This window comes from Arthrobacter sp. BG3, from assembly GCF_056680185.1.
The window spans coordinates 75,572-100,691 of the sequence record NZ_CM155270.1 but is presented as its reverse complement, the minus strand read 5'-3'; the positions used below and the strand labels follow the sequence as shown (position 1 = coordinate 100,691).

Sequence of the window (25,120 nt, the reverse complement as noted above, 5' to 3'; positions counted from 1 at the left end):
GGTAGCTGCTGGATCGTGAAGTGATCCTGCCTCAAGCCGACGCGCGAAGTTCGACAGTGCGTGGCTTTGGAGCTTGCGGTCTGCGCCAAGTGCTGCGGCCGCCGCTACCTGCAGGGGTAGAGATGCGCGGTACACCTTCGCTCGCGCCAGCACGTCTGCGTCCACAATTTCCCCTACTTTGGACGCGCCGTAAAACCCGATGAGGGGAGCAACATCGATAGCAGGGTCCCTACGTGTCAGGCTGGAACGGTACCAGGGGCTCAGAGCAAGTCCGTTTAATCGCGTGGGGCGAGATCCAGGAATCCAGTAATCATGTCCAGTCCAGTTTTGAGTGCAGTACGCGAAGATAGTGCTGTGAGTAGCAGCAGTAGTAACGGCAGTGGTTCCGGTCCGCGGGCCGGTGGTCCGCGGCCTCGCCGGTCGTTTACCCCGGTCCAGAAGCTTGAGTTCCTGGCCGCGTACGAGAGCGCGTGTCAGAACGGTGAGGGTGGTGCTTTCCTTCGCCGGGAGGGTCTGTATTCCTCGCAGATGTCTGAATGGCGGCGGTTGCGGGACGCCGGGGTCCTGGCCGGGAAGAAGGCCGGGGAATTGATCGGGAAGCTTTCCGCGGACCAGGCCGAGAACGCGCGTTTGCGCCGCCAGTTAGAGGTGAGCGAGAGCCGGCTGCAGACGACCGAGGCAGCCTTGGAACTGATGGGAAAACTACATGCGTTCTTAGAGAGCGCCTCAGAGGATATGCCGGACGGGCCCCGGTCCAGGAAACGCTGATGGCCACGTACCGGTCGATGCTGGAACTGAAGATCCCCTCCCGGAGGGCAGCATTCTTGACGGGTGTTTCCCGGACGACCGCGAACCGGAAACCGGCCCCGCCGCGGGACCATGTTCCGGTGGTGCCGCAGAACAAGCTCAGCGCCGCCGAGCGCGCCGGGATCCTGGCGGCGCTGAACTCACCGGAGTTCGTGGACCTGGCGCCCATGCAGGTCCATACGAAGCTGCTGGATCAGGGAATCTATTTGGGTTCGCTCTCGACGTTTTACCGGGTGCTGGAGGAGAACAAGCAGGTCAAGGAACGCCGCCGGCTGGCCAAGCACCCGCCCCGGGCGGTTCCTGAACTGGTCGCCACCGCCCCGGGATAGGTGTTCACCTGGGATATTACAAAGCTCGCGGGCCCGGTCAAGGGCAAGTATTTCGACTGCTACATGATGGTCGACATCCATTCCAGGTTCATCGTCGGCGCGCACGTCCACGCCACCGAATCCGGAATGCTGGCCGTGGACATGATGAAGGAAATCTTTGGCATCCACGGCATCCCCCAGGTCGTGCACGCGGACCGGGGAACGTCCATGACATCCAAAACCGTGGCGGCGCTGCTCTCGGATCTGGAGGTCACCCGGTCCCACTCCAGGCCCCGGGTGAGCAACGATAATCCGTACAGTGAGTCGCTGTTCAAGACCCTGAAATACGGGCCGGAATTCCCTGAACGATTCGCCTCAGTTCACGACGCCGGAGCATTTATCAGCGGTTTCGTGGATTGGTACAACCATCACCACCAGCACTCCGGAATAGGTTTCCACACCCCGGCGAACGTCCACTACGGCCACGCCGCCGCCGTGGCCAAAGAACGCTCGGCAACCCTCGTTGCCGCCCGCGCGAAGCACCCCGAACGCTTCACCACAGCCACTGACCCCAAAATCCTCGCGCTCCCCGGACCGGCGTGGATCAACCAGCCTAATGAGACCCACCAACAGTCAGCCGCCTAACTCCCGTTGGTACCGTCCGGCTTGAAAAATTCCAGAACTGTGGTCAGGGCGCCGATGGCACCCGCAAGGGACAAGACAGCCACGGCAGACAAGACGATCCTGACCCAGCGTTAGCTTCCCAGAAGCCTGAGAACGGCTCAGCATTGCAGGGCCGTCAATAGGAGAACCAGTCCCATGCTGATCGAGTACAAGTTGCGGTCAAGCGGTGGTGAGATACGGCCCGCTAGACTCTCTTCATGCGCAGAACGTGGGCACGAGGCCCCGACGCCGCTGGGAGGGAGCGCGTACTTATCCTGTCAGCAGGGGTAGGAGCGGGGCACAACAGCGCCGCGGCTGCGGTGCAGCAGGCGTGTGCCGCGCGCGCCGACATCGACGAGGTGCAGGTGCTGGACGTGCTGCAGGTGAGCAGCGTTCTCTACCGCACACTGCTGGGCAAGGGTTACTTCGTCCTGGTCGAGGACTTGCCCTGGCTGGTCGAGTGGGGCTACGACATCAACGACCGTCCGTTCCGGCGCAGGGGCCCAGTAGACCCCTGGACACGGGTGAACGCTCTTCCGGTGATCGGTGCGATCGAGCGATTCCGGCCGACGGCGATCGTGTGCACGCATTTCCTGCCAGCCCAACTGCTGGCGTCACTGCTCCTTCGCGGCGTGATTGACGCGAGGACCGCCGTCGTCACGACGGACTACGACTTCCAGGGCCTATGGCTTACGGGCGCGTTCCACGCGATCTTCCTGGCCAGGGAGGAGGGGCGGGTAGAACTGATGGCGCTGGGTTTGCCCCCCGACCGCGTCGCGGCCACGGGCATCCCGATCGCCACCCAGCTGAACGTCGTGCCTGGGCGCGATGCAAACGAGCCCCCGATGCTGCTGATCTCGGCGGGCGCGACTGGCGGCGACTATGTCGTCTCGGTCGTGCGGCAGACGCTGCACATGCGCTCGTCCTTCACGGCCACGGTCGTGTGCGGACGCAACAATGCGCTGCGGCAGCGTATCGAGCAGCTGGTGGCGCCCGCTGGCGACCGCTACCGCGTGCTCGGCTTCACGGCGGAGATGCCGCAGCTGCTGCGCCGCGCCGACCTGTTTGTGGGCAAGCCGGGCGGGCTGTCGGCGTCGGAGTGCATGGCTGTAGGGCTGCCCATGGTGCTTGTGAACCCCATCCCGGGGCAGGAGGTTCGCAACGGCGATTACCTGATGGAGCAGGGGGCGGCGGTCCGCTGCAACACTCCCGCGACGATCGGCTGGAAGATCGACGAGGTGCTGCGGGAGCCGGGTCGCCTGCAGCGGATGCAGGCGGCGGCGCGCAGAACAGGCCGCCCTGACGCTGCGGCGGACGTGCTGACCGGACTGCTGGACGGGCCGTCTCGTCCCCTGGTCGTGACACGCGCAGCGCAGAAGACAATCCTCGCCGAGAGCGAGCGGCGCGTCGTTGCGACCGATCTGACGGGACCCTCCTCGCTGGTCCGCGTGGTCGACTCGGCTGCGGGTAGCACGGTCGCGCTGCTGCGAGCCGAGGAGCTGGGAGATCTGCAGAAGCGGTATGCCACCCCGAACGGGGGTCTGGTACTGCGGCGCGGCCACGCGCTCATGCCGCTCAGGTGGGAGGAGCGGCGGCTGCTCCGCGCCATTCTTCGGGGGGACGACGAGCTGCCCATCCGCGTCGAGGGGCCCTCGCCACCCCCTCGCATCCTTCCAACGGGACCGGCGGGAGACGACCCCTAACGACCTCAGGCGGGCCGGCCGTCCGAGACGCCTCCCTCGAGCAGGGCCCAGTCGCCCGTGCGGGGGACCAGCGCCGTGAGGCCGGATCGCGCTGCAGCGTGGGCCCCGCATCCAGTGTGATCCGCACTGTTGTCGCCGCACCGGCCCGCAGCGTAACCTTCCGGAAGCCCTGGAGCTGAGCCATGGGCCTGTGGATTGATACGTCCGCGGCGTAGACCTGAACGACGGTGGAGCCCTGGCGGTCGCCGGTGTTCTACGAGCACGTCCGCGCTGCCGCCCGCGTGGTCGAACCTGTGGTCCAGAAGCCGGTGTTTGATCGTCGTGTAGCCAAACCCGAACCGGAACGGGAACGCCGTCGCGTGTCCCTGGCCGTCGAGCCGGCGTTGACCCCACGGTGGCAGATGCGCGGCGTCCGTTGGCAGCATAAACGGCAGCCGTCCGCCGGGCTCCGCACCGCCGGTCAGCACGCTCGCGAGCCCGCGGCCGCCCTCCATCCCGCCGTACCAGGCGAGGAGAAGCGCTGGCACGCGGTCCCGCCACGCCTCCGTGGGGATCGCGCTGCCGCCGATCAGCACGACGACGGTCCGAGGGTTCGCGGCGACGGCCGCGCGGATGAGCCGGTATGCCGGCCCCGCCCACGGCACGGGGTCACCGCGATTGGAGCGTGGAAAGACGAGAAATGACAGCCTCATCGCCGAATGCCGGCGATGGCTCGACGAACTAACGCCAGCCCCAGGCTGCCAATCGAGTGCCCCCATCCCTCCGGACTATTCCGGAGGGGCCTACAGTCGATGGAAATCTAATTGGGGGACACCGGCAGCTAAAAGGAGCAAATCCGTCTCTTCAGTACTTCACGGAAGACACGGATTAGATCCCAAGGGAATGGACGGCCGAACCCACCTGACTGGCTGCGCACAATCGCCAGGGCACCGACAGGAACGGGTTATGCCCAAGGGGGACGGTTTTGAGTTGCGCGGAGGGCTCCACCGCAGTCCGTGCCAAGGAATCGACCGGCCTTCGTATCCGGCCGCTCCGTTTGCGTGTGCCTTGGTGCCGTGGCCGTTTGCAGGCCTACGAGAGCTGCGTATACGTCGAGAGCATGAACACGGCCGTCGACACTGTTAGGGCGAGGGTGGCGAGGGTGATTGCCCAGGTAATTACCGAGCGTTCCCCGTAGTGGATGAGGCCCACCAGTCCGAGTGCCGTTGCCGCCGCTGCGGGCGCTATGCATGCCTGGCCGAGGGAGATCCAGACCCATGTGCTGGACGGATTCCCTGTCATGGGCAGGAGTGTGATCCAGGCGGCGAGGGTCGCCAGCACGGTGATGGCAGCGAAGAGCAGGCTCCAGCGCCCGGAGGCCGATCGGGGGGTGATTGCGAGGGACATGTTTTCTGCCTAGGGGCGTGGTGTGAAGGTGCTGATCAGAACGGCGAGGTCAAAGAAGGCAAGTTGCGCCGGGGCGGCGACCAGGGCGACCGCCGAAAGCACAGACCGGTCTCGATAACTGACGATTGCCGCCAACGCCAGGGCAGGTCCGGCCATCACCGTCGCCGGCGTCAGGACCGCCCAGGGGCTGAACCCGAGGGCCAGGAAGGCTGCCAGGAACCCGGCAGCCCACCAGCCTGCAGAGGTTGTGGGCAGGAAGTGTGTCGGCGCTCCGGCGGCACGGAACGCCGCGAGTATGCCGAGCACGGCCGCCGCGACGAGGGCAATGGTCCCGGCGGACAAGAACACGTCGGGGGTGACGGGTGCCTGCATGGCCACCGATATGCCTATCGAGGCCACAGCCATCAGCGCGGCCGATATAGCGAGAAATGCGAGGGCCCAGTAGCCGAGTACGGTGCGGACTACCCGCTGTGTTCGCGTCTGGGAGGCGACCGCAGCGGCGGCACTGAGAATGAATCCGGTGACAACGACGGCTGCCCAGACCGCAAGGCCGGCGGGAGGAGGCCCGGTGGGGAGTAATGCAACGGTGAGGGCCGCGATGAACAACACCACGGCCGTTCGGGTGAGCCAGAGAACCGCCACGGCGTGCCTGGCGGTAACGGGGGACTTAAGCGGAACTGCCATCGAAGGCTCCAAAAGGGTCGTGGGACTCTAACCGCGAGACGAAGAATCTTAGGGTCGGAACAAGTGCGGAGACCGCTGGGGCCAGTATTGCCGCACCGAGATGTGCGGAGGTAGGGCTTCCCGCTCGTTCTCATCGCTTGCGAGCCCTTACTCTCAAGGGTAGGCATGCCTCATTCGGTCCGACCTAGGGACAAAGGCCCGCCTCGCGTCACGAGAATCAACCTGAGTGCAGCGGACTTCTGGCGCTGATGGTGCAGACCACTTCTGAAACCGACACCAAAGATGGCGACACCGCAGGCGAGGTCGCAGGTGGGGGCGGGCCGTTGGTGTTGATACCGGGAGCGGTGTGATTCGCGATGGCTTCAATGGCGTCCGGCGGATTCGTTGGACCCCGGGGAGGTGCCGGCCCAGGATGAAAGGTGCCCCGCGCTGGGGAACACCGTCATGTCGGCTTCGGTTTCGGCGATGAAGACCTCGGCGATGGTGGTGCTGAATCCCGGGATGCTGATTAGGAGTTCCAGGGCGGGACGAAAGGGCGCGATCGCCTCCTCAATCCTGGCGCTCAGGTCCTCGATGTCGGCGGTGTGGGCGTAAATCCGGTGGAGATACAGTTCCGCCCTGTTGCGGTGGTGGCTGGTGAACCGGCCGGTCAGCGCATCGGTAAGCTCGGGGTTCTTTGATCGCATCCTTCTCTGGGCCAGCTCTGCCAGGGCCGCCGGATCGTCCTGGCCTTTTATCAGTGCCTGCCTCCAGGCGTTGGATCTCCCGGGTCCGTTCCCGGGTGATGATGGTCCTGGCCCGGGTCAGGTCCCGCAGTTCCCGGATCGGGGGCGGTGGCACGAAGGAGGCCCGCACCAGCTCGTGGGCACCCAGATCGGCCAGCCAGGCCGCGTCGGAGACATCGGTTCTGCGTCCCGGAACGTTCCTGGCATCGCGGGCGTTGACTAGGACCACGATCACTAGCCCCGGCATTACCGCCGGGGACAGTTCGTGACAAACGCGCGAAGTTGCGCACAGGAAGCCGTAGGACATCGTCCCAGGGAATATCCGAAAAGCAGGGTCTACCCTGTCGCCGTGCCGGGAGTCATGATGGAAAGGATCCGGAGGAGAGTAGGTCAGTGATGGTTGATCGGGATGTGCTGCGTCAGATCACCGTGGCCGTGGCGGTGGGCGGAGGCTTCCTCGTAGGGGTTTCCGGGGACTACGGGGACGCCGCGGCCGGCCCCAGTCTGGTGGTGCCGGCCAACTACGCCTTCGGCATCTGGGCACCCATCTATGCCGGTCTCTTCAGCCACGCCGTTTACCAGGCGCTGCCGGCCCGGCGCCGGGATCCGGTGCTGCGCCGTACCGGGTGGGCCACGGCGTGCGCGGTCGGCCTGTCCGGGTTCTGGGTGTGGGCCCAGGACATCCCGGGCTTGGAGCTGTCCTTGATCGCCGTGACCGTTGCAGCTGCCGTGACAGGCTACATCCGGGCGGCACCCGTCCAGAAAACCGAGGTCGCATCGGCGCGCGACCGATGGCTGGTGCGAGCCCCGCTGGGCCTGTTCAGTGGCTGGATCACGGTAGCGACGGTGGCAGGCGGCGGTGAGGCCCTCCTTGCCGCCGGTATCAGCGCCCCGGGCGCCGAAGCCTGGAGCGCGGCGGCGCTGTTGGCTGCGGGCGGAGTCGGCGCCGCGGTGGCGTGGCTGCGGCCGGGCTCCTTGGCCTATGCCACTGCCGTGACCTGGGGGCTGGCAGGGGTCGCCGTGCGGATCCTTCCTCAGCATCCGGTGCCAGGTGCGGCGGCGCTACTAGCCGGAGCCGCCGTGGCGGCGGCCGGGGTGGCCGGCGCACGACGGCGCCGCACGGCCAGGATCGAACGGCAAGCCGGGACGGGAACTGCCGCTCAAACACTATAAGGGGCTACTGCGATCCTTCGACGGCACGGCGGGTACCGCAGCGGGCGGCTTCGAGACAACGGCAGCCACAACTGCAAGGAAACCTCCCTGCACCGCAACGACGAAGCCATCGTTGAGACGAACCACCGCGACGTCAACGCCGGTTTCGCACAGCTTCTTCATGAGATGGCCGGGATGGAGGTGCTGGCCCTCGAATTAACGAAATGCCGGGCCTTGCGGATCATCGGGTCCTAATCTGCATATGCTGCAATTGGATCACTTCTACTTGGCATAGGGTCCACTTTCAGTTGCCGGCCGCCCGCCATTCGAGCACCCCTTTGCTAGGGAAGGCGGACGTTGCGGTCTGCTCCGCTGCGTTGTTGGTGGTGCGTGCTCACTTCGTGGAGGGCCCGGGCCGGACTCGCTCATGTTCTCCATCGAATTCCATCAAGGCGGCGCTTCCTTGCTGTCCCGGCCGGTGCCGGACGGCCAAAACATCGAGGGCGTCGGAGACAGGGCGATCCTCATCGTGCGGTCGGATCCGGGCGGATCGAAATCCCTCCGACCCCCGAGCGACGTACCGGTCACGTACATATCCCTCATGGTGGCCCGGGGCCAGGACATGACCATCTTCACTGCACAGATCCTCATCACCCCGACCGGTCCCTCAGCCGAGCAGACCAAGGACAAGCTCATCACTCTCGTCAGGGGGATCGACTTCTGATCCGGTCCGTGCTTCGCGCTCTGGGACGCGCTTAATGGAGGAGGATCCAGATGCAACGAAAATTCAGGAGGTCCGGGCGGAGGCGCCCCTGTTCGGGCCGGTTATGCGCGGCCGCCGTGTTGGTCGCAGGACTGTTGATCCTGACGGCATGCGGATCCGGTAAGCCCGCCGATACCCCGTCGCCCAGCACCACCACCGCACCGCCCAGCAGTATTACCCCCTCGGCGGAGACCACCGCTAGGCCGCCGAAAACCTTTACCGACCAGGAACTCATGACAATCAGCAGGAGAGTGCTGGAGCAACACGGCGGAAGAGTGGAAGACACGGCGCAGGCGCGCAAGTCCTACGCCTTGATGCCCTCGCCGCCGGCGTCTGCTTCTGAGTCGTCCGTGTTGGGTCCGACCGAGCCAAGCGAATGCAACGTATTCCATAGGTCGTGGCAGCACGAGGCGCAATTGGATCCAGCCATGGGTTTCGCGCTGGCCGAGATCTTCAACCTTGGCGATCACGGAGTCGGGATGATCCTCTTTGATGTGCGAAGCGCTCCCCGGGAGACTCTCGCCAGAGCCGACTTTGAATACAGCCAGGAGCTAATGGTTCGCTGCGCCACGTTCGACCAGACACTTTCCTCAGCTACTGGGCCCCAGAGGTCACCATCCAGCTTCTCCCTGGTCCGGACATCGGTGAGAAGGCCTACGTGACCAAGGAATCCTTCAACGAGAACAGCGTTGGGATGGGGCTGCGGGTCCTTGTCGGAACGGTTTCTCTCGACATGGGATTCAACACGGGGCCGATAAGCGAGGAAGAGGGCCTCAACCTGATGTCGCAGATCCCCTACGTGTCAGGCTGGAACGGTACCAAGGGCTCATAGCAAGTCCGCTTAATCGCGTGGGGCGAGAACGAGGAATCCAGTAATCATGTCCAGTCCAGTTTTGAGTGCCGTAGGCCAAGATGGTCCTATGAACAGTCCCGGACCGCGTTCTGGTGGACCGACCCAGCGACGGTCGTTCACCCCAGTGCAGAAGCTTGAATATTTGGCCTCGTACGAGGCGGCATGCCAAGGCAACGAAGGGGGTGCGTTCCTGCGCCGCGAGGGCCTGTATTCCTCGCAGATGACTGAATGGCGCCGGCTCCGTGATGCAGGCGTTTTGGCGGGCAAGAAGCCCGGGGAGACAATCGGGAAGCTGTCGGCGGAGCAGGCTGAGATCGCGCGGTTGCGCCGCCAGCTGGGGGTGAGTGAGAGCCGGTTGAAACGATCCGAGGCAGCCCTGGGAATCATGGAAAAACTCTCGGCGTTCTTAGAGAACGCCATTCAGGAATCACCGGACGAGCCGAAGTCCAAGAAGAACTGATGGCCGCCTACCACGGCCTGCGCCAACAACAGGTCCCCACCCGGCGGGCGGCCTCCCTGACCGGCGTCTCACGCACCACGGTTTACCGCAAGATCTCACCGCCCCGGGAGGCGGCGGCGGTGACGCCACCGAACAAGCTCAGCCCTGCCGAGCGGGCTGCGGTGTTGGCGGTGTTGAACGCCCCCGAGTTCGTGGACCTGGCCCCGATGCAGGTCTATGCGAAGCTCCTGGATGCGGGCGTCTATCTGGGTTCATTGTCAACGTTCTACCGGGTGTTGGAGGAGAACAAACAGGTCAAGGAACGCCGCCGCCTGGCCAAGCACCCTCCCCGGGCCGTTCCCGAACTCGTGGCCACCGCCCCGGGCCAGGTGCTGACGTGGGACATTACGAAGCTGGCCGGGCCCGTGAAGGGCAGATACTACGACTGCTACATGATGGTCGACATCCACTCCCGCTTCATTGTCGGCGCGCACGTGCACGCCAGCGAATCTGCGGTTCTAGCGGTGGAGATGATGAAGGAAATCTTCGGTATCCACGGCATCCCGCAAGTGGTGCATGCGGATCGGGGGACCTCGATGACGTCCAAGACTGTGGCCGCGCTGCTCTCGGACTTGGAGGTCACCCGGTCACATTCCCGGCCCCGGGTGAGCAACGATAATCCGTACTCAGAAAGCCTCTTCAAGACCATGAAATACGGGCCCATGTTTCCCGAACGCTTCGCTTCACTTGGCGATGCCAGGGCCTTTATCAGCGAGTTTGTGGACTGGTACAACCATCACCACCAGCATTCCGGGATCGGCTTCCACACGCCCGCGAACGTCCATTACAGGCTCGCCGCCGGCATCGCCAAGGAACGCTCCGCAATCCTCGCCGCAGCGAGGGCGAGACACCCCAACCGCTTCACCAAAACCACCGACCCCAAAATCCTGGCCCTGCCCGGGCCCGCATGGATCAATCAGCCCAAGGAAAACACTGAACAGTCAGCCGCCTAACTCCCGTTGGTACCGTTCAGCTTGAAAAATTCCGATCGCGCAGCAGTTTGTCGAGGAGATAAAGAACCAGTAGATGTAACCAGCAAGTGCCAGTTCGTCTGCTGTTGGCGCCTTTGAGTGGCTGGCCCTGTCGCCACCTTTGGATCACGGTGTCCAATTGGGCTTCTTTGGCAGGGGCCAGCTTGCCGGCTCAGTAGTTCCCCTGTCGTTGTTCTGACACACCACCCTCGGCCGGTACTCGAGACGGAAGGCGGAACAACCTTCCATTTCGTGGACGCCGACCCCGTCTCCGCGCTCAAGCAGGCCCGCGCCCTGGCCGGTGACCTCGACGTCCGGATCGGTGGGGGTCAGCACGGTTCGACAGTTCCTCGAGGCCGATCTGATCGACCACATGCATCGTCCTCGTGCCGATCATCCTGGGCCGGGGCGAACGGCTCTGGGATGGACTCGAAGGACTCGAACAACGCTTCGACATCGAAGCGACCCCTTCTCCATCCGGAGTTCTCCACCTGATTTTCACTCGCCGCACCGCCCGGTAGACCGACATGGGAGCGACCGCCCGTGGAGGACCGTCTTACGGGACAGTCTGACCAGTTGAACTTCCACGAAGGGCGAGGCAGCATGCCCGACGCGTCATCGTTCCAGGCGGCCGACCGGCTCTGCCCTACGTCTTATCTTTCTGCTATTTCTACCTACACCAGTTCTGGCTTATGGTGATATGCACCACACGATTACCGTGCGGGAATTAAAGGAGACTCTCATGCTGCTCTGGATAGCCATCATTATCGCAGTTCTCTGGCTTCTCGGCCTGCTCGGCAACATCGGTGGCGGGTTAATTCACATACTTTTGGTTATCGCCGTGGTCGTCTTGATCCTCCACTTCGTTCGCGGCAGGTCCCGCGCCTAAAATACAAAACTGTGGTCCGCCCCTGCTGGACAGCGAGGTGGGAGCTGCCGCCGTTCTCGGGCAAGGCCTGCAAGTCGCCTGACCCGACCGACAGATGGCTCTGTACTGACGAACATGCCAGCCACCCGACGGTCGGCCAGCCCTGAGGCGGGCGCAGAAATCACCGGCAGCCGCTGACCTGGCCAGCTGCGCCGTTGTGCCTGGCCTGGTCGTTGTCATCGCCGCTGCCACCTGCGGCACCGGACGCGGACCGAAAAAAAGGGGACCAGATGCGCGGTTCTCTCATTAAACGGCGGTGTATTGGAGCGCTGATAACCCTCCTTTCGTCGTTCTGGGAACTCGATGGGTTCGGCCGTGCTCCCGGGCAGAGGGTTCTGGTCATACGCGGTTCTATTCTTTCCGCCACGAGATGTACGAAGGAGGTGCAACACCATGGCGGACGTTGATTCACAGTCTTCCGCTGTCCCTGATGTTGGTGCTCAGTCGAGGCCGAGCCCCGGCCAGGGCTCGGCCTCAGTCGAGGCCGAGCCCCGGCCAGGGCTCGGGCATGTGGGTGACACAGGGCGGAATGACGGCGCGGATCAGACCGGCTTCCTCCATGCCGGCAGGGTTGCGGCCCTTTTGCTGTTTGTTGCATCACAGTGGTCAAAAAAGGGTGTGCACAATGTGCACACCCTGGGCTTCGGATCGGGTCGTACTGGTGCCGGATTGCAGATTTTTTCGGGGGAGTTGCGGTTTTGCAAGGGCTGGAACCCGGTTCGAGTCCCACCTCGGGCACGTGTTTTCCCTGTTCAGGGGCTTTTCGGTGTTTTTTCGTTTGCACATTGTGCAGACTCTCGCCTCTGATCTGATGTTCCGGGTGTGTGGGGTCCCGGAAACGGCCTATTCGGTTGTGTGGGGGAGCGCCTGCCTACGGCGGACCGGGTACCGCCCCGTGGGGTCTCTTCTGGGTGTTCATCCTCGTTCGCCCTTCCGTCGGGTTTCTCGCGTTCACCACTTCATGGTGGCTAGAACCGCGTACAACATGATTTGCTGATTATTCTTTAGATCGGGCTAGGGCTGCGGCCGGTCACGGTTTTTCCCTCTGGTACCTGTTCATGCAGGAATGCGGAGGGAACGGCATGACATGGCAACCGATCCGGAGCTGATCATGAGCTCGCTGAGCCTGGCCAGTCGGTAGGCGGGGCGGCTTCGAGGGCGATTTGCGGGAACTGGTGGGCCTTGCTGCCGTGGCCTTCCGACCAGTTAACCCGCCGCCGCAGCCATCACTTTTCCCGTCACCGCCGCATCCGGCCTCGTGGTGAACGGCACAGCTGTCCTCGCTGTTTTGGCCGTGGGAGCGGTGCCCTCAATCAGGCCACTCTGGGAGGGTAACGATGCGGTGGGCTAGCCATGGCTGCCCTGGTCATTGGATATGGCATAGCCGCAGTGGCATTGATCAACATTCTCGGATTCATACCTAACGTGGTTCAGCAGCAGTTCTCGATGCCGGGTTCCCGCCGGCGAGTATGCGGGCGCCGGGGGTTTTTGGCGGCCTGCACCAGGCGGGTGGCGATGTCGAACTGGACCTGGTTTTGCGGGGGACGAGAAGGCTGTTCTCGTCTAGGCCCACGCCTATCGGCGTGTTCGGGGCGGCTCCGGTTAGGGCGTCACAGACCCAGAACCGGGTCGGCTACTTCTACCCTCGCGACACTGGTCGCCGACGACGACCACTCCAGGCTGCCCGAGAAGCGGTTCGGCACGGCCCTGCCAATCGTCAAGTACCGCCCCTAGCCTGCCCCGCAGCTCCCGGCCCCTGAAGCGATCCGGGTGGCCGGAGGGAATCTACCAGTTGTAGTCCAGGAATTTGCCGTCCAGAGTGATGACGACCCGGTCTCCCGCCGGGTCCTCACGGCGCTGGATGTCGACTTTGAAATTGATCGCGCTCATGATGCCGTCCCCGAATTCTTCATGAATTAGCTCCTTGATCGCGGGCCCATACACGTTGATCGCTTCATACAGCCGGTATAGCGTCGGGTCCGATGGCACCGGCGAATCGAAGGAACCGCGGTAGGGCTGCATCTGCAGGGCCTCCCGGACCTCCGGATCCAAAGCCAGCAACCCCGCGACGATTTCTGCTTCCCCCGCCGTCAACGCGTGCTGGCCGAGCAACGCGGCAACGACCCAGACCGGATCTTTGCCGATCGCCTCTGCAATCGCGGCCCAGGACACTCCCGACCGGAACTGTGCTGCCCGCACGATCTGACCGGCATCCCTTTTACTGACAATCGGTTCCATGACTGATCCTCCCGTAACGCACTAAATTGTGGCTGTGACAGGTTTATATGGCCCCGGCAGGACGGTTATTTCTGGCCCCACTTCATGACTCGCCGGGCACCTGTGGCGGTTATTTGTGGCCCCACCTTCAACGTTGGATTCATCACTGGATGGATGCGGCGGAAGGCTGGTCTGGATGGAGTCGAGAGTGGAGTTGTTCGCGCGGATTCGAAGGGACGCCCGGGTTGAGGGCCTGTCGGTTCGTGCGTTGGCGGTCCGGTACGGGGTTCACAGGCGAACGGTAAGGCAGGCGCTGGATTCGGCTGCCCCTCCGGAGCGTAAACAGAGGCAAGGCGTGTCCTGGAGGCTGGAGCCTTTTAAGGGCGCGATCGATGCGATGCTGATCGAGGACACGACGGCGCCGCGGAAGCAGCGCCATACTGCACGCAGGATTTTGGCCCGGCTCATTGAAGAGCACGGTGCGCAGGAGCTGTCGTATTCGACGGTGCGTGATTACGTAAGGGTCCGTCGGGCCCAGATTGATGTGGAGGCTGGCCGCCGGGTTGAGGTGTTCGTTCCTCAGGAACACGCTCCGGGTGCTGAGGCTGAGGTGGACTTCGGCGAGGTCTATGTCGTGCTGAACGGGGTGAAGACGAAGTGTCACCTGTTCATTTTCCGGTTATCGCATTCGGGCAGGGCCATCCATCGGATCTACCCGACCCAGGCCCAGGAGGCCTTCCTTGAAGGGCACATCGAGGCCTTCAAGGTTCTGGGCGGCATCCCGACTAAACACATCCGCTATGACAATCTCAGCAGTGCTGTCACCGCTGTGGTGTTCGGTCAGGGCCGGCAGCGCCGGGAGAACGACAGATGGGTGTTGTTCCGTTCGTTCTACGGCTTCGATCCCTTCTATTGCCAGCCTGGTATCGCCGGGGCCCACGAAAAGGGCGGGGTTGAGGGTGAGGTGGGCTGGTTCCGCCGCAACCGGCTTTCACCGATGCCGGTTGCTGACTCCCTGGACGAGCTCAACGACCGGATACGGGCGTGGGAGGCCCAGGACGAGGACCGGCGGATCAATGACAGGATCCGCACGATAGGCCAGGACTTCGAGATCGAACGGCCGTTCCTGGCCCCCTTGCCGCCTGAGGAATTCGATCCGGGTCTGGCGCTGAGCCCGAGGGTTGATAGGTCCTCCATGGTTACGGTCAGGATGGTGAAGTATTCCGTCCCGGCCCGGCTCATCGGCCGGAGGGTCCGTGTCTCGTTGAGGGCATCCGAGGTTGTGGTGTTCGACGGCCGCACCGTGGTGGCGAGGCATCAGCGGCTCGCCGCCCGCTCCGGCCAGTCAGTCCAACTGGACCACTATCTCGAGGTCCTCAAAACCAAACCCGGTGCTCTCCCCGGCTCCACTGCCTTGGCCAGGGCACGGGAGTCCGGGACGTTCACCAGCGCTCATGAGGCTTTCTGGGCCGCCTCCCGCCGGGTTAACGGCGACGCCAACGGGACCCGCGAACTCATCGACGTCCTGCTCCTCCACCGGTCCATGGATGCCCGAGACATTCACGCTGGAATCAGTGCGGCGCTGGGAGTGGGCGCGGTCAGCGCAGACGTCGTCGCGGTCGAAGCCCGCAGACATGCCACGGCATCTTGCCGGGGTGGAGCCAGTTCCGATCGTCATCCCGGTGCTCATGCTGAAGAGAAAGTGCAACGGGTTGTCAGTCTCACCCAACGCCGCTTTATGGACCCCGCCGCCGTCATTGCCGGGCTGCCCCCTGATGGCCGGCCCCTACCCTCAGTCCGCGCCTATGACGAGCTGCTGGCCAAACGCTCTCAACACCTCGAAGGAACCGCGTCAAAGGAGAATATGTCATGAGCCCGACCGCACCGGCGACCACCATCACCCCAACCCTGCGCCGGCGGCGCGGCCTGACTGAGCAGGCCGCGGTCGCTGCTGTGGACCAGGCCTGCCGCCGGCTGCGCCTGCCCACGATCCGCGGGGTCCTCGATGAAGCCCTATCCGTCGCGGGGAAGGAACAACTCTCCTACCAGGGCTTCTTGGCCGAGCTGCTGCTGGCCGAGTGCGACGACAGGGACCGCCGCTCCTCGATCCGCCGTGTGAAAGCCGCGAGCTTTCCCCGGGACAAGTGGCTCGGGGACTTTGACTTCGATGCGAACCCGAACATCAACCCCGCGACCATCCACACCCTGGCCATCGGGGATTGGGTCCGCAAAGGACAACCCCTCTGCCTGATTGGGGACTCCGGGACCGGCAAATCCCACCTGCTCATCGGACTCGGCACCGCCGCCGCAGAGAAGGGCTACCGAGTAAAATACACCCTCGCCACCCGGCTCGTAAACGAACTTGTCGAAGCCGCCGACGAGAAGGTCCTGGCCAAGACCATCGCCCGGTACGGCCGGGTGGACCTGCTCTGCATCGACGAGCTTGGTTACATGGAACTGGACCGGCGGGGCGCCGAACTACTGTTCCAGGTCCTCACCGAACGCGAGGAAAAGAATTCCATCGCGATCGCCTCGAACGAGTCATTCTCCGGCTGGACCAAAACCTTCACCGACCCGCGCCTCTGTGCAGCCATCGTGGACCGCCTCACCTTCAAGGGCACCATCATCGAAACCGGCACCGACTCCTATCGCCTGGCCCATGGCATCGCGCGTAAAAGTTCGGAACAGGCGAACAACCCCGCTGCAGGAACCCAAGGTCCCCGCAGAGGTGAATCCGACCTCATGCCACGGGCGCCTGCAGGCACTGGATAACTCACCACGAAACTTTCCCCAAAAGTATCCGATACGGCGTCCGCGTGGGGTAGTTTGATCGCTATGTTGACCGGATTCAAGAATTTCATCATGAAGGGCAACGTCGTAGACCTTGCCGTCGCCGTCGTGATTGGTGCCGCCTTTGGTGCCGTAGTCACGGCCCTAGTCCAAAGCGTTCTCATGCCGTTCATCGCGGCCTTGGTCGGATCTCCGAACTTCGATAGCTTCGCCGTCGTGACCCTCAACGGAAACGACATTAAATTCGGTGTCCTGCTCACAGCAATTGTTAACTTCGTGCTCGTGGCGGCAGCCATTTACTTCGTCATCGTCGTGCCCATGAACCACATGATCGAGCGCCGCAACCGGCGCCTCGGCATCAACCCGGACGTCAAGGAAGAAGCGGCCGAAGACCCCCAGATTGCCCTGCTCACGGAAATCCGGGATTCCCTACGGCAAGACCGCAGGGCCTAATCAAGTCGGCGGACCCAAATCCACCAAAATCCGCTTTCAGGGCTAAACCGCCGCCCAATCGCTTCGGCACGCTTACGTTCCGCAGAGCGATGCTCCGATAGCGTGTCTCCCAGCGGCGCAGGGATAAATCCCGGCGTTCGTGCAGCCGCAGGCTGGCTGTGCTTGTTTTCCGTCATCGATGAAAGGACATGAAAAGTGGCTGTTTCGATTGAATTGGGCAAGGCATTGGACAACGCCTACGAGAACTCGACTCTGGACGAGGTCCTGTCGGCCCCGCCCTCGGCTCTTGCCGGCCTGACCGAAAAGCACGACGAACTGCTTGCCGGTATGGGAATCAAAACCATCCGCGATCTGGGAAGCAATAAATACTTCGCTACGGCAGGTGTACTGGTCGCACTCTCCGGCAAGGTCGGGTAGTGGGTCTGGACTGTTAGCGCGTCTCACTGAAAAGGTCCGGCCCGGCGCACGCCAGGTCGGACCTTTTCCATTCCAGAATGGATTTCTCCCACTCAAGAGATCTGACATGCTAGCAACGACGGCGCCCCGACTCCATACCCCCGACCGGCATCTGCCGTTCCCCGGGCGATACAGGAACCCTTAGCCAACCGGTGCGAAAACCGTCCCGCGAGCCCGAGACCCACAACAACGTTCCGTGAACCTGGGGCCACTTTCAATCGCCCCTCTGGGGCCAAAAATACTTGACACAATCAAAATTGAGCGGTAAAGGCCCAAAGGCTCTCAAACCGAAGGCCTTTGGTCAAGACGGTTTGAATGGGTCGGCCGCTGGAGGACCGCCCTTCACAAGCGATCGAGTGCAAACGGCCCTCGATTCGTTCGGCGGCATGAGTTATTGAAACAAGACGCCGCCGTCGGCACGGGGCACCTCTCGGAGAATCAGGCGCTCCAATTGCGCGTCACACCTCACGAGGCTCACGAACTGAAACCAGGGTCTCTGCCCGCCCGGCCCTCGCGTTTTGCGGCGCGGCGGCCAAAAGCGAAGCGATTCTGCTGTACCGCGACTTACATTTCCGTATCCGGTGCTCCCGCCTGCAATTCCTTGAGCCTTCGCCACCGGCAAGGCCGCTCGATCCTTCTCTTCAGGCCTCTGCCACTAACAGGGAAAGCCTCATCCGGGATTTCCCTTCTCTTCCGCCTTGAGCCTGCTTGCAGGGCCTACCTGGGTTACCGAACTCATTAAACCGTTCAAACGTAACGCTAGTTGAACGTCGAGGCTGCGGGCCGGTTCCTTCCACCCGGGGCCGATGAGCGCGGTGATTCGTTCCAGTCGCTGGTAAAGCGTATTCGTGTGGATGTGCAATGCGGCACACGTACGGGCGTGGTGTTGCGACAGGTCCAGATAAGTCGTTAGCGTCGCCGCAAGGTTTCGCCCATACTCGTGGTCGTGGCTGAGCAGGGGACCGACTGACTGTCTGACGAAGACGGCAAGCTGATTGCGACCTGCGTGGCTGAACACCGAGCGATAGATGCCGAGCTCCGACGCGACCGCGATGTCGTGCGAACGTCCAAGTGCGTTGAGCATTGTCGTGGTCTGCTGCGCTGCCTCGTGGGCCGTTCTCACGGCCCTAACGCCACTCATGCTCGGTGCGATGCCTATTGCCCCGGGATAGTTGCCGTCCGCGAGGCGTTCAATGCACTGCTTGACCCCCTCCACCGGTGTCCCGGGCAAGAGTACAACGATCTGCTCGGCGTGCTGTCCAGACCAGCCGTGGAATTCCTGACTCAAGCGGAAGGCCAGGCGGCGTGCCTCCTCTGCGTCATCGGTTCTGGGGTCCGACGACAAGACAACGACCGCTGACACTTTGTCGATATCGATGCCCACGGATGCCGCGTGTCGGGCCACGCTTTCTTCGTCCGCCTGGCTCCAGAGCAAGGTGTTGATGAACTCGCTGCGAGTGCGAATCCCGACTTCCGCAAGCGAACGCTCGGAGGCGACCATGAGGGCGACGGAGGTCGAGCCGATCAGGAGCAGCTGCACGGACACCTCGTCGAGCGGTGCGTGGCTTTCAGCGACAACGCAGCCGCCATACCCGGCCGACAGCAGGACAGGGATGGCGACACCGGGGGTTGATTGTGAGCTGGCTCTGAGCGGAACGGCGGATGTTGAATTGGCGAAGAGAGATGAGAACTCGGGATTTTCGGCATTTTCGAACCTCACTGGCACCCCGACGGCGTGTTCAAGCTCGTGGAGTATGTCCGTGAGACGACCGCCGCTGATCACGATCCCGGTGAGTCTCTCCCGCAGATCGAATGCACGCTGGCGCGTGTCATTTGTCTTCTTCAGGGCTGCAATGGCGCTGCGCAGGGCTTCGGCGGTGCGTTGTTGGTGCTCGAACAGTGTGGCATTGCGGATTGCCACAGATGCGTGCGCGGCGAGAGAAGCCAGGAGTTCGATCTCACGTTCCGTGAACTTACGGGGGCTGCGGCTGGCGGCTAACAAAACCCCGAGGGTCTCGTTGCCCACAATTAGGGGCACGCCAAGGATTCCGCCGAGATGTTCACTGGATGCGGCATCGTCTACATGTCGAAGGTGCTCGATCATGCTGTCCTTCAAGTAATTCTCGGTCCACAGCGGCTTCCCGGCGCGCAAAACTTCGCCGCCAAGGCCTTGGCCGGGGCCGATTTTAATTCCCCCCAACACTGAACCCATGGAGCCGTCCGAGACTTCGATGCGCAGGCTGTCCCCTTCATGACGAAGCATGAGGTAGGCAACGTCGGTGGCGAGGAAGCGCCGGGCTTGCATGGCGACCTCCTGCAGCACTTCGCGTGGTTCGCGCAGGGAGGCGAGCTTGCGGGCAAGGTCATTGAGCACAGTGAGTTCATCGGCGTGCTGCCGGCGCTCCGAGAGCCGGTTAATGATGGCCAATACCTTCCCGGTTTGGCGCTCAATCTCCTCCTGCGTGGACTCCGGTGCTCCGTCCAAGAGCCGCTTACGGTAGCTCTCTGCCTCGGAAATTTGTCCGTCACTGGCAAGGAGGTCGAGCCAGCCCCCCAGGTTCGGGGGCTGGCTCGACCTCCTCAGTCCAGCGGAAGCGTCGTTCGCATCGATTGGAGGCACGTTTCAGTATTGCACGATGCGTTTACTCGCCCGGGCCCTGCTCCAACGCCTCGGCGTCCTGCTTCAGCGTGGATTTCATTGCGATGACCACCACGCCGGCCAGGACCATGACAACGCCGACCACCCACATGCCCGCCTGCTGCGAACCTGTAATCTCCGCCAGCTTGCCGGTGATGTAGGGGCCGATGAAGCCGGAGAGGTTGCCAACGGAGTTGATCAGTGCAATTCCGGCTGCTGCGGCCGCGCCGGAGAGGTAAAGGGAAGGCAGCGGCCAGAAGGTGGGCAGGGCTGCACAGATACCCATGGTGCAAACGGTGATTGCGGACATGGCCGCAAACGGTGAATCGAGGTAGAGCGCGATCGGGATCGCAATGCCGCCGATGATGGTCGGGACTGCAACATGCCAGATTCGTTCACCGGTCTTGTCTCCGTGCCTGGCCCAGAAATACATGGAGAAACAGCCAAAAACAAACGGGATCGAGACAATAAAGCCTTGCTGCAGGACAGAAAAGTCGGTGTTGAATTCCTTTTTAAACTCCGCGACAATCGTTGGCAGGAAGAAGCTGATGGCATATAGGCCATAGACGATGCCGAAATAGACGAAGGCCAGCGCCCAAATACGCCCTTGAGTCAGGGCTTGCTTGATGGATACGTGGGCTTGAGCGGCGGTTTGTGCGGAATCTGTGTCCATTTCACGTTGCAGCCAGTCACGTTCGTCGTCGGCGAGCCACTTGGCGTCGGCGGGCCGCTCAGTCAGGTAGAACCAGCAGACCACGCCCAGAACGACGGCGGGCAGGCCTTCGATCAGGAACATGAACCGCCAGCCGTCCAGATTAAACAGGATCTGGTTGCCGGCAGTTATCAGCCAGGATGACAACGGGGAGCCGATCGCGGAGGACAGGGGCACCGCAAGTATGAACAGGGCTAGGGCCTTGGCACGCTCACGCTTGGGGAACCAGAAAGTGAGGTAATAGATGATGCCCGGGAAGAATCCGGCCTCGGCGATACCAAGTAGAAATCGCAAGACATATAGGGTCTCCGCGTTCGGGACGAAAGCCATAATGGTTGCAATGATTCCCCAGCTGACCATGATCCGGGCCATCCAGCGGCGGGCGCCAAACCTGTGGAGAGCGAGGTTGCTGGGAACTTCAAGGACGAGGTAGCCGATGAAGAACAGCCCCGAGGCCAGGCCGAAGGTAGTGGCCGTCAGACCCAGTGCTGCGTTCATGCCGTGGGGGGCGGAGAAGGCAAGATTGGTCCGGTCCAGATAATTGATGAAGTACAGCAAGCCGAGAAAGGGGGACAGTCGCAAGGCCACCTTGCGCAACACGCGTTTGCGCATATCCGGGTCCGCTGCGCGTTGCTGGTCGATCGTCTTCATGGGGCTCCTCGTTGAGTTGAATGAGTGCGAGGCGGCGCATTGGCACCGTTGCCAAGGCCGCTGTGTTTGCAGACATCGCTGGGTTATCCAGCATGGGCCCGTTGGCCTACGGCGTCGCCTGGTGTGGAAACGCCTTGCCGGGGTTGAGCGTGGCACGGGGGTCGAGGGCGTTCTTGACAGACTGGTGCATGCTGATGACCCTCGGTTCCAGTTCGTCAGCGGCGCCGGGCAGCTTTAGCAGACCCACGCCGTGTTCTCCGGTGATGGTTCCGCCCAGGGCGCGGCAATCATTAACGATTTCGTCGAACGCGGCCTTGGCCCGGGCTTTCGCCGGCAGGTCGCCCACGGGGGCAATGATGAGTGGGTGCAGGTTTCCATCGCCGGCGTGGGCAATATTGGCAATGACGACGTCGTGCTTAGCGGCAGTCGCCTGAATCCGGGAGAGCATCTCAGGAACGGCTGAGCGCGGGACACAAACGTCCTCCGTCAGGACCGGACCGAGGCGTTCGAGCGCCGGGTAGGCCATGCGTCGGGCCAGAAACAGCCTGCCAATGTCTGCGGGATCGACAGCTTGCTCAACGTTCGATCCGCCTGAGTCCGTGAAGATTGCTGCGACGCGGTCGGCGAGCTCGCGGCCAGCCGTTCCTCGATCATCGATCTTGGCAAGCAGGAGAACCTCAACGTCCTCCGGAAGACCGAGATCCAGCCACTCGTCTACAGCTCGCAGGCACGTACGGTCGATGAGCTCGAGGGCGGCAGGAACAATTCCTTCAGACGAGATCGCTGCTACAGCGACCCCCGCTGCCCGCAAGGACGGGAAATACCCGACAATTCCCTGTTCCTCACGCCCTGCCAGCGGCAGGAGCTTGACGATCACCTCTGTGATGATGCCCAGCGTTCCCTCCGAGCCGACCATTAGGCCGGTCAGGTCATAGCCCGTGACGCCCTTTGCGGTGCGGTGGCCGAGGTGGACAATCTGTCCGTCGGCGAGGACCACGGTCATGCCGAGCACGTAGTCGCGTGTGACGCCGTACTTGACGCAGCATATGCCGCCCGCGTTCGTGGCTGCGTTGCCGCCGATCGTCGAGACGCCGGAGCTTGCCGGGTCCGGGGGGTACCAGAGACCGACGCTGGCCGCAGCCTCCCGGAGGGCATCGTTGATGACCCCGGCCTGAGCGATGGCAAAGCGCTCATCGGCGTTGATCTCAATGACATCATTCATGAGCTCCAGGGAGAGGATGATGCAATTTTCGACGCTATTCGCACCACCGGAAAGCCCAGTTCCCGCTCCTCGGGGGACTATGTGGATTCCGCGGTCATCGGCGTAGCGGACGACGCTGGCAACTTCCGATGTCGTGCTCGCCAGCACTACGGCGAGAGGAGTCTCAAACGGCGCCCATTCAGCGTCGTCATGGCTGTACGTCTGAAGGGAATGGTCGTCTGTGAGGACCATTCCCTTTTGCACCAGCAGAGCCAAATCCTTCGACAAATCGTTTGAAATTGTTGCTGTCCTGATCATCTGCAATTCCGTTACCGTCCGACCTCTTACTAGCAGAATTAGCTCCGAGTCAACGGTAACGAAGAGACGCCGGTCACAACATGTAGGTTTTGTCCATAAAATGGCGTCAGTTGGGGATGTTTAATCCATGTTTAGGGCTCGGCCGCGTGAGGCGCTTCGTAATCATCAGTCTTTCCATGCAACTTCGGCTTTGCGGGGGTTCGTAGAGCACCGCGCACACGCCATTGATGGCGGCCCGGACGCCTGGATCGAAGACACCGCCATGGGCGTGGAGATGGACATCAGTAACGTTCCTGATTCTCGACCTACGAACTAGACGAAGTTGCAGCGAGCTGCGGCCGGAGCCAAGAAAAAGGCCTCCGAGGCTGGCAAACTTCGTCGGCATCAATGAACTGCGGCCGGGCCCATGTTCTCCCCCGAATCCAGGATTTGGAGGGGAAATGCATGGCCTGATTCTTAGCGCCCCTTTGACCAGTAACCAACTCGGCCGGATTTCTTGGCTGAAACGGCCTACAGATAGTCATCACACACCGCGCAGGGACTCCTCTGGCAAAATTAGTTTTCTGAGGACAAAGAAGCGCCGCACCCATCTCGATGCGGGGTGCGGCACTTTGGGGGAGGCCTTTGGCTGGGAGAATTGGGGGGTGGACAGTCACTTTTGGGCCCTGCGGGGGTCCATTTTTGTTGGCGGGCGGTTGCCTCCTTTCGTGTTTGGGTGGCGGTGTCGCGCGTTCCCTGTTCATGGCGGGGAGGGCCGCTCACTGCATGACCTGGCGCTGGCTGGCAAGTTTTTGGATCTCCGCAAGCGCTCAACAGCTGAGCTGTGATTGCATGAAGATGCCCAGCCGGATTGAGGAGCCAAGAGCGGGGAACAGGTGCTGCAGGCGGCAGGCGTGCCGCGGGTGATTTTGGCGTCAGGACTTGGCGTGGTCCGCGCGTTCAAGCAGTCGGGACACCATGTAGCCGATGACGAGACCCCAGAACGCCGGGTGGATGTTGAAGAGGCTCATGCCGGACATTGTCACGACGAGTGTCACCAGGGACCCCAGGGTGAAGGCTGTGGCGAACGCGGTCACAAAGGCCTGCTGGAGAGCGCGCAGCATCGCAATGCCGCCCAAGGCCAGGATGAATTCCTTCGGTGTTGCGAGCATGAGCCGGGTAAGGGCTGGCGCGAGGAGAGCACACGCCATGGCCAGGACGCCATATACCACGGCAGTTGTGTACTGGCGCTGCCGGCTTCCAGAGGAGGTCATGAGGGCGTTCGTGGGGCCGGTCACGCAGGCTGAAACGGCGCCGCATCCGGCATTGAGCAAGGAAAAAGCCCCCGAAACGATAGCGAAGACGTTGATCGGCGGATTGTGGCCGGCGGCGCGGAGGACGGCGACGCCCTGGCCGTTCTGAACGAACAGCACGGTAAGGGCCAGAGGAACAACCAGCTCGAGCTGGGCAGCCCAGGTGAACTCAGGAATGGTGAAGACCGGGGTGGCCAGAATCGGTCCGCCTTCCCGGAGGGAAAATTGGCCACTTGCTGCCACAGCAAGGCAACCAATCACAAGGGTGCCGAGTACCGGAGGAAGGAACCTGCCCAGGGCGGGGACGGCTGTGAGGACCAGGAACACGGCCACCATCGGGGCAGCCACCACAGGGTTCGCTTGGGTTGAGGCGACGATGTCTGTGCCGAATTTCAGGAACACAGCCGCCACCATGGCCATGACAAGGGGCATCGGGACCGCCGCCATGATGCGGCGAACCAGTCCGCTGGCACCCAGGGCGAGGATGAGAATAGCGGACGTGAAGAACGCGCCGACCACCTCCGGAAAGGACAGGTGCTGCAGTGACGGTCCGAGGAGCACCGTGCCGGGAATGGACCATGCGAAGCCCAGTGGCTGGCGGTAAAGGAGCGACATGAAAACCGTCGCCGCCCCGCCCGAGAAAAGGATGGCAAACACCCAGGAAGCGAGTTGGCCCTGAGTAAGTCCGCCCGCCGTTCCAACGGCCAGCGTGACCGCTATAGGGCCGGAGCCGGCGAAGATGAGGCCGATCACCCCGTTCGATGCATAGGGCATGCCCAGGTCACGGAGGAATTGGCGCGCCCCGGCGGGGCGAACCCCCGGACGTCCCAGCAGCGGTTGAGAGTCCGGGGCCGCAGCGGCTTCCGCGTGCGGCATGGCGGGCAGGATCTGGCGGGATCGCGGCATTCTGGCTCCTGGGGACGGCGGAAAAAAACCTGCGCCCCGGAGTT

General features: G+C 62.8%; 16 protein-coding genes and 6 pseudogenes. 12 read left to right on the top strand and 10 right to left on the bottom strand.

What is annotated here, in order from left to right:
* Positions 1-354: 354 nt before the first annotated feature.
* Both AC1MFL_RS00495 and AC1MFL_RS00490 read left to right on the top strand, forming a co-directional pair.
* A pseudogene (locus AC1MFL_RS00495) lies at positions 355-1,760 on the top strand (IS3 family transposase).
* A 236-nt stretch (positions 1,761-1,996) separates the two neighbouring features.
* Positions 1,997-3,481 carry an MGDG synthase family glycosyltransferase gene (locus AC1MFL_RS00490; RefSeq protein ID WP_479812559.1) on the top strand — a complete coding sequence of 495 codons (1,485 nt, stop codon included), beginning with the start codon at positions 1,997-1,999 and terminating at the stop codon, positions 3,479-3,481.
* A gap of 127 nt (positions 3,482-3,608) precedes the next feature.
* Here the strand turns inward: AC1MFL_RS00490 and AC1MFL_RS00485 are convergent.
* From AC1MFL_RS00485 to AC1MFL_RS00465, 5 genes and pseudogenes are all read right to left on the bottom strand, one after another.
* A pseudogene (locus tag AC1MFL_RS00485) lies at positions 3,609-3,665 on the bottom strand (hypothetical protein); the annotation flags it as partial.
* A gap of 151 nt (positions 3,666-3,816) precedes the next feature.
* A pseudogene (locus tag AC1MFL_RS00480) lies at positions 3,817-4,173 on the bottom strand (glycoside hydrolase family 3 protein); the annotation flags it as partial.
* Positions 4,174-4,552: 379 nt separating this feature from the next.
* Positions 4,553-4,867 (bottom strand): hypothetical protein, encoded by a 315-nt coding sequence (locus AC1MFL_RS00475; protein WP_479812557.1) that lies wholly within the window; start codon positions 4,865-4,867, stop codon positions 4,553-4,555.
* A 9-nt stretch (positions 4,868-4,876) separates the two neighbouring features.
* Positions 4,877-5,551 (bottom strand): hypothetical protein, encoded by a 675-nt coding sequence (locus AC1MFL_RS00470; RefSeq protein ID WP_479812555.1) that lies wholly within the window; start codon positions 5,549-5,551, stop codon positions 4,877-4,879.
* A gap of 368 nt (positions 5,552-5,919) precedes the next feature.
* Positions 5,920-6,505, bottom strand: a pseudogene (locus tag AC1MFL_RS00465) (transposase); the annotation flags it as partial.
* Positions 6,506-6,672: 167 nt separating this feature from the next.
* On the opposite strand from AC1MFL_RS00465, the gene AC1MFL_RS00460 reads away from it, so the two are divergent.
* The 6 genes and pseudogenes from AC1MFL_RS00460 (at position 6,673) to AC1MFL_RS00435 (ending at position 11,403) form a co-directional block, all read left to right on the top strand.
* Positions 6,673-7,449 carry a hypothetical protein gene (locus tag AC1MFL_RS00460; protein ID WP_479812553.1) on the top strand — a complete coding sequence of 259 codons (777 nt, stop codon included), beginning with the start codon at positions 6,673-6,675 and terminating at the stop codon, positions 7,447-7,449.
* 406 nt (positions 7,450-7,855) lie between these two features.
* Positions 7,856-8,152: a hypothetical protein gene (locus tag AC1MFL_RS00455; RefSeq protein ID WP_479812551.1), complete on the top strand. Its 297-nt coding sequence runs from the start codon at positions 7,856-7,858 to the stop codon at positions 8,150-8,152.
* Between the two features lie 697 nt (positions 8,153-8,849).
* Complete coding sequence (locus AC1MFL_RS00450) at positions 8,850-9,023, top strand: hypothetical protein (RefSeq protein ID WP_479812549.1); 174 nt, start codon at positions 8,850-8,852, stop codon at positions 9,021-9,023.
* A gap of 88 nt (positions 9,024-9,111) precedes the next feature.
* A protein-coding gene (locus tag AC1MFL_RS00445; protein ID WP_479812547.1) for an IS3 family transposase occupies positions 9,112-10,496 on the top strand; the annotation gives its coding sequence in 2 pieces (ribosomal slippage) (positions 9,112-9,430 and positions 9,430-10,496; 1,386 coding nt in all).
* Between the two features lie 198 nt (positions 10,497-10,694).
* Positions 10,695-11,035 (top strand): annotated as a pseudogene (locus AC1MFL_RS00440) (dihydrofolate reductase family protein); the annotation flags it as partial.
* A gap of 221 nt (positions 11,036-11,256) precedes the next feature.
* Entirely contained in the window at positions 11,257-11,403 is a 147-nt protein-coding gene (locus AC1MFL_RS00435) for a lmo0937 family membrane protein (RefSeq protein ID WP_479812545.1), read from the top strand.
* A 1,824-nt stretch (positions 11,404-13,227) separates the two neighbouring features.
* Here the strand turns inward: AC1MFL_RS00435 and cynS are convergent.
* Positions 13,228-13,680 carry a cyanase gene (gene cynS / locus AC1MFL_RS00430; RefSeq protein ID WP_479812543.1) on the bottom strand — a complete coding sequence of 151 codons (453 nt, stop codon included), beginning with the start codon at positions 13,678-13,680 and terminating at the stop codon, positions 13,228-13,230.
* Positions 13,681-13,855: 175 nt separating this feature from the next.
* On the opposite strand from cynS, the gene istA reads away from it, so the two are divergent.
* The 4 genes and pseudogenes from istA to AC1MFL_RS00410 all read left to right on the top strand — a co-directional run bounded on the left by istA (position 13,856) and on the right by AC1MFL_RS00410 (position 17,319).
* Positions 13,856-15,532, top strand: coding sequence for an IS21 family transposase (istA, locus tag AC1MFL_RS00425; RefSeq protein WP_330193817.1), 1,677 nt, complete (start codon positions 13,856-13,858; stop codon positions 15,530-15,532).
* A pseudogene (gene istB, locus AC1MFL_RS00420) lies at positions 15,529-16,320 on the top strand (IS21-like element helper ATPase IstB); the annotation flags it as partial. The gene istA and the pseudogene istB, both read left to right, overlap by 4 nt.
* Positions 16,321-16,494: 174 nt before the next feature.
* A complete protein-coding gene (gene mscL, locus AC1MFL_RS00415; RefSeq protein ID WP_090584173.1) occupies positions 16,495-16,902 on the top strand; it encodes a large conductance mechanosensitive channel protein MscL in 408 nt (135 codons plus the stop codon).
* 195 nt (positions 16,903-17,097) lie between these two features.
* Positions 17,098-17,319 carry a hypothetical protein gene (locus AC1MFL_RS00410; protein WP_330193862.1) on the top strand — a complete coding sequence of 74 codons (222 nt, stop codon included), beginning with the start codon at positions 17,098-17,100 and terminating at the stop codon, positions 17,317-17,319.
* 709 nt (positions 17,320-18,028) lie between these two features.
* Here the strand turns inward: AC1MFL_RS00410 and AC1MFL_RS00405 are convergent.
* The 4 genes from AC1MFL_RS00405 to AC1MFL_RS00390 form a co-directional block, all read right to left on the bottom strand.
* Positions 18,029-19,978, bottom strand: a complete 1,950-nt coding sequence (locus AC1MFL_RS00405; RefSeq protein WP_479812539.1) for a helix-turn-helix domain-containing protein — start codon at positions 19,976-19,978, stop codon at positions 18,029-18,031.
* A 22-nt stretch (positions 19,979-20,000) separates the two neighbouring features.
* The gene (locus tag AC1MFL_RS00400; RefSeq protein WP_479812537.1) at positions 20,001-21,359 is read right to left on the bottom strand and encodes an MFS transporter; all 1,359 of its coding nucleotides are present in this window, start codon (positions 21,357-21,359) and stop codon (positions 20,001-20,003) included.
* Between the two features lie 106 nt (positions 21,360-21,465).
* Entirely contained in the window at positions 21,466-22,812 is a 1,347-nt protein-coding gene (locus AC1MFL_RS00395; RefSeq protein ID WP_479815607.1) for an FAD-binding oxidoreductase, read from the bottom strand.
* A 980-nt stretch (positions 22,813-23,792) separates the two neighbouring features.
* Complete coding sequence (locus AC1MFL_RS00390; RefSeq protein ID WP_479812535.1) at positions 23,793-25,076, bottom strand: benzoate/H(+) symporter BenE family transporter; 1,284 nt, start codon at positions 25,074-25,076, stop codon at positions 23,793-23,795.
* Between the last annotated feature and the right edge of the window lie 44 nt (positions 25,077-25,120).

Excerpts from the sequence above, each read along its gene's own strand:
- AC1MFL_RS00490 (WP_479812559.1), top strand. The coding sequence starts at position 1,997 with ATGCGCAGAACGTGGGCACGAGGCCCCGACGCCGCTGGGAGGGAGCGC.
- AC1MFL_RS00475 (WP_479812557.1), bottom strand. The coding sequence starts at position 4,867 with ATGTCCCTCGCAATCACCCCCCGATCGGCCTCCGGGCGCTGGAGCCTG.
- AC1MFL_RS00470 (WP_479812555.1), bottom strand. The coding sequence starts at position 5,551 with ATGGCAGTTCCGCTTAAGTCCCCCGTTACCGCCAGGCACGCCGTGGCG.
- AC1MFL_RS00460 (WP_479812553.1), top strand. The coding sequence starts at position 6,673 with ATGGTTGATCGGGATGTGCTGCGTCAGATCACCGTGGCCGTGGCGGTG.
- AC1MFL_RS00455 (WP_479812551.1), top strand. The coding sequence starts at position 7,856 with ATGTTCTCCATCGAATTCCATCAAGGCGGCGCTTCCTTGCTGTCCCGG.
- AC1MFL_RS00435 (WP_479812545.1), top strand. The coding sequence starts at position 11,257 with ATGCTGCTCTGGATAGCCATCATTATCGCAGTTCTCTGGCTTCTCGGC.
- cynS (WP_479812543.1), bottom strand. The coding sequence starts at position 13,680 with ATGGAACCGATTGTCAGTAAAAGGGATGCCGGTCAGATCGTGCGGGCA.
- istA (WP_330193817.1), top strand. The coding sequence starts at position 13,856 with ATGGAGTCGAGAGTGGAGTTGTTCGCGCGGATTCGAAGGGACGCCCGG.
- mscL (WP_090584173.1), top strand. The coding sequence starts at position 16,495 with ATGTTGACCGGATTCAAGAATTTCATCATGAAGGGCAACGTCGTAGAC.
- AC1MFL_RS00400 (WP_479812537.1), bottom strand. The coding sequence starts at position 21,359 with ATGAAGACGATCGACCAGCAACGCGCAGCGGACCCGGATATGCGCAAA.
- AC1MFL_RS00395 (WP_479815607.1), bottom strand. The coding sequence starts at position 22,812 with ATGGTCCTCACAGACGACCATTCCCTTCAGACGTACAGCCATGACGAC.
- AC1MFL_RS00390 (WP_479812535.1), bottom strand. The coding sequence starts at position 25,076 with ATGCCGCGATCCCGCCAGATCCTGCCCGCCATGCCGCACGCGGAAGCC.